Origin of the sequence: Shewanella sp. S1-58-MNA-CIBAN-0166, assembly GCF_040310085.1 — a bacterium.
Taxonomy (GTDB): domain Bacteria; phylum Pseudomonadota; class Gammaproteobacteria; order Enterobacterales; family Shewanellaceae; genus Shewanella.
In genome coordinates this window covers 136,137-143,259 of record NZ_JBEOPN010000011.1, presented here as the reverse complement: position 1 = coordinate 143,259, position 7,123 = coordinate 136,137, and the positions used below count along the sequence as shown (strand labels likewise).

Below are 7,123 nucleotides of genomic sequence, written 5' to 3'. Positions count from 1 at the left end.
TTATTTAATCAACCAGCGCAATAAACTTGAACGTTTACATTCAAGTCAGTTTGCACCCGGTTATCTATGCCGTTAACTATTCGTACTGGGGTTAGGGTGATGACACGCACCGCGATGGATTTATTTAATCAACCAGCGCAATAAGTGGAAAGTGTTTAAAGGATAGAATTTCATTCAACAATAAGCGCGATAGCCGCCTACGGTTCTATATAATATAATGGCGGCTATTCTCATTTTTGGAACATGGCTGTATATGATTATCTTTAGCACCAACCTTGGCGATTTTACCGTAGAGCTTGAAATGGAACGTGCGCCGGTTTCTTCAAAAAACTTTTTAAAATACTGCCAAGACGGTTTTTATGACGGCACTATTTTTCATCGGGTTATTAAAGGTTTTATGGTGCAGGGCGGTGGCTTAACCGCCAAAATGAAAGAAAAACCTACTCGTGACCCTATTGCCAATGAAGCCAATAAAGGTTTGAACAACGTGTTGGGTACTTTGGCGATGGCTCGAACAGATTCGCCGCATTCAGCTACTGGGCAATTTTTTATTAATGTCGCCGACAATGATTTTCTAGACCACGCAGCAATGACCAATGCGGGTTGGGGTTATGCGGTGTTTGCCAAAGTGACAGCCGGTATGGATGTTATTCAGCAAATGGAGCGAGTTAAAACCACGACGATGGCAGGCCATGAAGATGTACCGCGTGAGCCGATTATTGTTGAGAAAGTGACCATTGTTGACGAGAAACTTGTCGCTTAAATGTGCTGTGCTATTTACACACTCGCTATTAAACATTAGCGAGTAAGTAATAGCTATTAAGCACTTACTATTAAGAACTAGCTTAAAACAACGCAATAAAAAAGGTTCGACATCACTGTCGAACCTTTTTTGATCTGTGCTAAACCACAGTAGTCACATTAAAGTGTGAAACGAATACCAATGGCAATGCCGTCATCTTCAGACAGTTCCATTCTGGCTTGTTGTGCTTTGTCTGCACTGGTGAAATCGCTGTAATCACGGCGAGCTTCAACATATAAAACAGTATCTGGGTCAAATACATAATGTAAACCTACTACGAAAAACTGACGTTTAAAAACGTCATCTTGATCGGCATTGTAGTTAGGTTGGATCACGTAGTTAGATCCAGCATCAAGAATGTTGTACGAAATAAAAGTACGAATGTTGTTATCGAACTTGTACGAGAACAATGATTCAATACCCACAGCGTCGTTAATTAAACGACCGATATTGTCGGTGTCATGATTTTCGTTTTTGTTTACGTTGGCTGCAGCATAAAAACCATTCTGCTCAAAGTTGCCCCAAGTGATACCCATGCCGTAAATAAGATCAACAGCAGTGGATGTTCCACCGTTACCAAAGGTCACATCAAACTCACCACGGTTAACACCGGCAGTTAGCACTAGCTTATCAGTGGCTTGGTAAGTGACAGCACCACCATAGGTATAGTTATACTCAACTTGCTGTGCCGACGTTGAACTTGCTGCCCATAACTCTTCACAGGCATCTTGAGTGATATTTTCTACATCACAAGTATAGAAAGCACTGTTTTTAAGTTGGGCTTGCACGGCAAAACTTACGTCGCCAAAGCTGTTACGATATTGAACTGTTTTGTCACCACGACCGACACCATTTACCGCGCCGTCATCTTTGTTGTAAGTGTAAACACCCGCAGTGTTTCCGTCCCATACAAAGCCATAGTTTGTGCTGTACACCACGTCATACCAAGCACCCCATTGCTTGCCAATTGTGATGCTACCGTATTTGTCATGTGATAAACCGGCATAACCAAGACGATTATAGAAAAACTCGTCTTGAATTGATTCAAAGCGATTATTGTAAACAATATCTGTGCTACCTACTGGATTTACACCCCATTCAAGCAAGGCGTAAGCTTTCCAGTCATTTTGTAGTTGACGACTAAAACCAAAATTAATCCGTGAAGCACCGTTAACAACTTCTGTTTCACCTTGAGTATTGATCACGCGCGCATCGATAAAGCCGCCAATTTTAACCGCATTAACATCATCTTTATAAACTTCGATTGCTGACGCTGCAGGTGCAATAAGAATTGTTGAAATTAATGCTGCAATTAATGTTCTGTTCATTTTAATCTCTTGTCTTGTTGTTTGAGTAAGCACAGCTTAGTCCGTTAATATATCTTTCCATTGAGGCGACGGAGAATATCAAACCTATGAGTGACTCACAAAGTGAAATGTGCCCAAAAAAGGCGATATATCTCATAAAATTCGTTGTTCAATGACTTAGTAAAATCGAGTGTTAATACTGAGTTGTACCGCAGTTAATAATTGTAAGTAAATGTTACTTGGTGGTTACTTATGCACTTAATGTGGTTTTTTATTTGCCTTTAAAGTAGCGTGTTTTTTGAGCGTTTATTTGATGTAGATCGCGACTTTATTTTACCAATGGCATACGCTTAATTTAGCACTGTTATCGATTTTATCGGGGGCGACATTATGGACATGACTTTACAGTTTCACGGCGCAACTCAAGAGGTCACTGGATCTTGCCATTTACTCACAGTCAAAGGGCAGCAAGTGCTGCTTGATTGTGGATTAATTCAAGGGAGTAAAGCTGACGCGTTACGTAATCACGATCCTTTTCCATTCGACGCCACACAAATCCATGCAGTGGTATTAAGCCATGCCCATATTGATCATTCCGGCCGTTTGCCTTATTTGATTAATCAGGGGTTTACTGGACCCATTTATACTCAAAAAGCCACCGCACAGTTATGTGATGTCATGTTGCGTGATGCAGCCATGCTGCAAGAAAGAGATACCGACAGGCAAAATAAAAAACGTGCAAAACATGATTTAGAGTTGCTTGAACCGCTATTTACCGAGAAAGATGTCGATCAAGTAATGGCGCAGTTTGTGATGGTAGATTATGGCCAGCGAGTGCAGGTTGCCGATGGGGTAGAGGTTTGCTTGTCCGATGCGGGACATATTCTGGGTTCTGCGGTGGTGGAGTTGTGGTTAGGCAATAAACCTCAACAGAAAAAACTGGTTTTTAGTGGTGATTTAGGTCGTGCAGGTATGCCGGTTTTGGATGACCCAACGTTTATTGAACAAGCTGATTTAGTGCTAATGGAAAGTACTTACGGCGATAGGTTGCACCGCAGTTGGCAAGATACCTTGGTTGAACTGAAATCAATTTTCAAACGAACTATTCATGAAAGTAGGGGCAATATTTTGATCCCGGCATTTTCGGTGGGACGTGCTCAAGAGCTTCTTTATCTATTTCATTTATATGCCAAAGAGTGGGACTTATCACGTTGGCGTATTTGTTTAGACAGTCCAATGGCGATAAAAGCAACCGAGGTATATGTTAACAATTATCCGTTGATGGACGATGACTTTAAGCGTTTTACCCGCTTATCGCCTGGGCAACATCCGTTGTTATCCAGTGCTGAATTTGTGTGTAGCACTGAAGAGTCGATAGAGTTGAACGATATTCATAAAGGATTAATCATTATTGCCGGCAGTGGTATGTGTAATGGCGGCCGCATTCGCAATCATTTTGTGCATAACCTATGGCGTAAAGAAGCCGATATTATTATTTGTGGTTTTCAGGCAATGGGAACGCCAGGGCGAATATTAGTCGACGGTGCTGAAGAGCTGACGATTCATGGCCAAAGTATTAAGGTTGCTGCCAGTATTCATACTGTCGGTGGGTTATCAGCCCATGCTGACCAAGCCGAGTTATTGTCTTGGTATCGCCATTTTGAGCAATCACCCGCGGTAATATTGGTACATGGTGAACTAAAAGCACAGCAAGTATTGATTGAAGCGCTTAATCAAGACAGTGTTAAAAAACCGAAAAATAGCGCCATTGCTGAGCGAGGAGATTGTTTAGACTTAAATGCTTTGCCAGAGTTTGTGTGGCTGAATAAGGCGAGTGAATATAATGATCCATCAACAATTTAATTTGAGTGAAGGGGTTATTAGGTGAACGATTGCTTAGCCTGCGGGCTAAGCATCAATTTCGTGTTGCAGCTTTTCAATATCATCTAATATGCGCATAAACTTTTGCCCAAATTCGGTCACTTGGTATTCTACTCTCGGTGGAATTTCAGGGTAATTAATTTTATTCAAAATGCCAAATTCGATGTTTTTTTTCAAACATTGATTCAGTACTTTGGTGCTGAGTCCTTCAACTGATTTTACCATTTCACCGGGACGATTAATGTTATTGGCTAATAACTGATACACAGTTAATGACCATTTACAGCCGTAAATGGTTTCGACCATACGGGCACTTTTTTCTGGAGCAGACTTTCGCAGAAATAATTTTTCTTTTGTATTCATTAATATGTACCTAAAAGTGCCTATAGGACTTAATTGTACTTACTATTCAATCGGATAGTTTGCCAATAAGCTTAACACACTTACTCTTTTATTAGGTGTGCTCAAATGACGAATTCAACTCAAACAACAGCGCTGATTATTGGCGGCACAAGCGGTATCGGTTTTGAAACCGCCAAGCAACTCGTGTCGCAAGGTGTTGATACCATTATCGTTGGCAATAAAACCGATAAACTCAATGCTGCAGTGGCGCAACTGTCTTCGCTGGGGAGTGTCAGTGGGTTTCAAGCCAATTTATATGACCCGCAAGATCTCAGCCGTTTGATCAATATGATCAATTCCATGGATCATAAAATCGATCATTTAGTGAATGCTGCAGGCTATTTTAATCCTAAGCCGTTTTTAGATCATCAAATGAGTGATTACGATATTTACATGGAGCTTAACAAAGCCATTTTTGTGATTTCACAAGCGGTAGCCAGAAACATGATTAAACATCATGGCGGTAGCATAGTGAACATTGGTTCTATGTGGGCTAAACAAGCCATTAAAGCCACACCGTCAAGCGCATATTCTATGGCCAAAGCAGGATTACATGCGTTAACTCAGCACATGGCAATGGAACTAGCGGATCATAACATTCGTGTTAATGCGGTATCGCCAGCTGTTGTTAGCACGCCAATTTATCAAGCTTTTATCGAACCGCAAGATATGGCTAGTGTGCTCGACAGTTTCAATCCATTCCATCCCATTGGTCGAGTAGGTAGTCCGACCGATGTAGCAAATAGCATAGTATTTTTGTTATCAGATAAAGCCGCTTGGGTGACTGGCGCGGTATGGGATGTAGATGGTGGCGTGATGGCTGGCCGTAACTAACATTTTGCTTACAATAGAGCATTGCCTATTTGAAATATGAATGTTTGGGGGGCGATCTTGGTCGCTCCTTGTTACTCGCTAACTTACATCCAATAACATTACATCCGATAACATTAGATTAAATCACACTTAATAAGCGTTAATATTTCATTCTATAAATCGCTCTAACACGTTAAGCTATAGATAAATAAGTGATGTGAGCGGCGTGATGAAGTTAGTTAACATTAATAAAAGCCAGTATCGTTCGGTTAATAATCAAGTGCAGATAGGTTTAGTGGCAACGCTGGCTATTTTGTCAGTAATATTGGGTCAGTTGATGATCTATTTTTTTGGCGTTAAGCCATTACCCGGTGCAGAGGCTACTGGCAATTTTCATCTTAATTTTACTGGGGTGATTTTGGCGTTAATGGTGTGCGTATTTTTAATACGTAACCTGCGTTCAAAACCGAAATTTTATGAAGTGTATTATGTGTGGCAACTGAAACAGTTGCAGAACAAAATTTACCGCAAGCTTAAATCGATTCAACTAGCCGCCAAAGACAATAACCGTGATGCATTAGTCATCCTCAGTTTTTATTATCAAAGCTTAGCGCTAGTGTATGAGTTAGATAACAACACCTTAACTATTTCAAACGTCAATAATGAGTTAGATAAACTACAGAAATGCATTGATGCGGCTGGTATTTCTGTTGATGCTGATGAGTTTACTCCCGACATGCTACAAGCCTTTTAGACCATCATCTGTTGATAACTTTTTTGCTAGCGTTATAGCGTGGTTTTCAGCGGATGCCATCAATTCTTACCTTAAATAAGGAGCCATGATGTCAATATTGGCAGATATTCCTTTTTCATTACTCGAACTCGCTCCGATGCGCGAAGATGCCAACGTCACTGAAACGTTACAAGGTAGCCTGCGTTATGCCCAACATGCCGAAAATGTTGGTATTAATCGTTTTTGGTTGGCTGAACATCACAATATGCCAGGCATTATATGTTCGGCAACCTCGATATTAATTGGCTATATTGCAGGTGGAACTCAACGTATTCGTGTTGGCGCTGGCGGGATCATGTTACCTAATCATGCCCCCTTAGTGGTTGCAGAGCAGTTTGGCACCTTGGCCAGCCTGTATCCCAACCGTATCGATTTAGGCTTAGGTCGCGCACCCGGTAGCGACCAAGTGACGAGTCGCGCATTGAATCGTGATGATAGCCGAGCAGAGCATTTCCCAGAAGAAGTGAGCGAACTGCAATCATTATTAGGTCCGCGAGCGCAGCGTCAACAAGCTGCCTCAGCCCAAGTGAGAGCGATTCCGGGCGAAGACACTAATGTGCCCATTTGGTTATTAGGCTCAAGTTTGTTTAGCGCTCAGTTGGCTGCTAAACGTGGATTGCCGTATGTATTTGCAGGCCACTTTGCGCCGCGTTTTTTACATGATGCAGTAGCGCTTTATCGACGTGAATTTATCCCTTCGGCGGTATTGAGCAAACCTTACGTTATGTTGGGATTACCTTTGGTCGCCGCCCCAACAGATGCTGAAGCAGAGCACCTTAGTACTAGCTCGAAACAACGTATTTTGGCGTTAATTCGTGGCAATGAAATGTGGCTTAAACCGCCTGTCGATAGTATGGATGGGTTGTGGAGCGAGCAAGAGAAAAGCTACGTCGATAACTTTTTAAGTTTGTCGGTTTGTGGCGGACCAGCAACGATTAAACATCGACTTGAAGTGATTGTCCAACAGCTAGGCGTTGATGAGCTTATGTTTACCAATGATTTATATGACAGTGAACATCGTTTACGCGCCCTCAATATTTTAATGAGCGTGAAACAATAGCGCCGCTAAAGTCATCGAGTTGACTAAGTAAGTTGACTAAGTCAGTGCTAATAGGCTGCCACAAG

General features: G+C 41.7%; 7 protein-coding genes. 5 read left to right on the top strand and 2 right to left on the bottom strand.

From position 1 onward, the window contains the following. The first annotated feature begins 253 nt into the window (after positions 1–253). On the top strand, positions 254–763 hold the full coding sequence (locus tag AAEY99_RS09180) for a peptidylprolyl isomerase (RefSeq protein WP_351010200.1): 510 nt from the start codon (positions 254–256) through the stop codon (positions 761–763). Positions 764–921: 158 nt separating this feature from the next. Here the strand turns inward: AAEY99_RS09180 and AAEY99_RS09175 are convergent, their stop codons facing one another. Continuing rightward, positions 922–2,130, bottom strand: coding sequence for a porin (locus AAEY99_RS09175; RefSeq protein ID WP_101085069.1), 1,209 nt, complete (start codon positions 2,128–2,130; stop codon positions 922–924). A 369-nt stretch (positions 2,131–2,499) separates the two neighbouring features. On the opposite strand from AAEY99_RS09175, the gene AAEY99_RS09170 reads away from it, so the two are divergent. Next, the gene (locus tag AAEY99_RS09170) at positions 2,500–3,972 is read left to right on the top strand and encodes an MBL fold metallo-hydrolase RNA specificity domain-containing protein (RefSeq protein ID WP_182744966.1); all 1,473 of its coding nucleotides are present in this window, start codon (positions 2,500–2,502) and stop codon (positions 3,970–3,972) included. Between the two features lie 45 nt (positions 3,973–4,017). On the opposite strand, the gene AAEY99_RS09165 is transcribed toward AAEY99_RS09170, so the two are convergent. Next, positions 4,018–4,353: a winged helix-turn-helix transcriptional regulator gene (locus tag AAEY99_RS09165; protein WP_011639018.1), complete on the bottom strand. Its 336-nt coding sequence runs from the start codon at positions 4,351–4,353 to the stop codon at positions 4,018–4,020. A gap of 105 nt (positions 4,354–4,458) precedes the next feature. On the opposite strand from AAEY99_RS09165, the gene AAEY99_RS09160 reads away from it, so the two are divergent. From AAEY99_RS09160 to AAEY99_RS09150, 3 genes are all read left to right on the top strand, one after another. After that, the gene (locus AAEY99_RS09160; RefSeq protein WP_350979862.1) at positions 4,459–5,226 is read left to right on the top strand and encodes an SDR family NAD(P)-dependent oxidoreductase; all 768 of its coding nucleotides are present in this window, start codon (positions 4,459–4,461) and stop codon (positions 5,224–5,226) included. 208 nt (positions 5,227–5,434) lie between these two features. After that, on the top strand, positions 5,435–5,959 hold the full coding sequence (locus AAEY99_RS09155) for a DUF3087 domain-containing protein (RefSeq protein ID WP_162023961.1): 525 nt from the start codon (positions 5,435–5,437) through the stop codon (positions 5,957–5,959). A gap of 88 nt (positions 5,960–6,047) precedes the next feature. Beyond that, the gene (locus tag AAEY99_RS09150) at positions 6,048–7,058 is read left to right on the top strand and encodes an LLM class flavin-dependent oxidoreductase (RefSeq protein WP_350997690.1); all 1,011 of its coding nucleotides are present in this window, start codon (positions 6,048–6,050) and stop codon (positions 7,056–7,058) included. Positions 7,059–7,123: the final 65 nt, after the last annotated feature.

Coding starts and splice junctions, on each gene's coding strand:
- AAEY99_RS09180 (WP_351010200.1), top strand. CDS start 254: ATGATTATCTTTAGCACCAACCTTGGCGATTTTACCGTAGAGCTTGAA.
- AAEY99_RS09175 (WP_101085069.1), bottom strand. CDS start 2,130: ATGAACAGAACATTAATTGCAGCATTAATTTCAACAATTCTTATTGCA.
- AAEY99_RS09170 (WP_182744966.1), top strand. CDS start 2,500: ATGGACATGACTTTACAGTTTCACGGCGCAACTCAAGAGGTCACTGGA.
- AAEY99_RS09165 (WP_011639018.1), bottom strand. CDS start 4,353: ATGAATACAAAAGAAAAATTATTTCTGCGAAAGTCTGCTCCAGAAAAA.
- AAEY99_RS09160 (WP_350979862.1), top strand. CDS start 4,459: ATGACGAATTCAACTCAAACAACAGCGCTGATTATTGGCGGCACAAGC.
- AAEY99_RS09155 (WP_162023961.1), top strand. CDS start 5,435: ATGAAGTTAGTTAACATTAATAAAAGCCAGTATCGTTCGGTTAATAAT.
- AAEY99_RS09150 (WP_350997690.1), top strand. CDS start 6,048: ATGTCAATATTGGCAGATATTCCTTTTTCATTACTCGAACTCGCTCCG.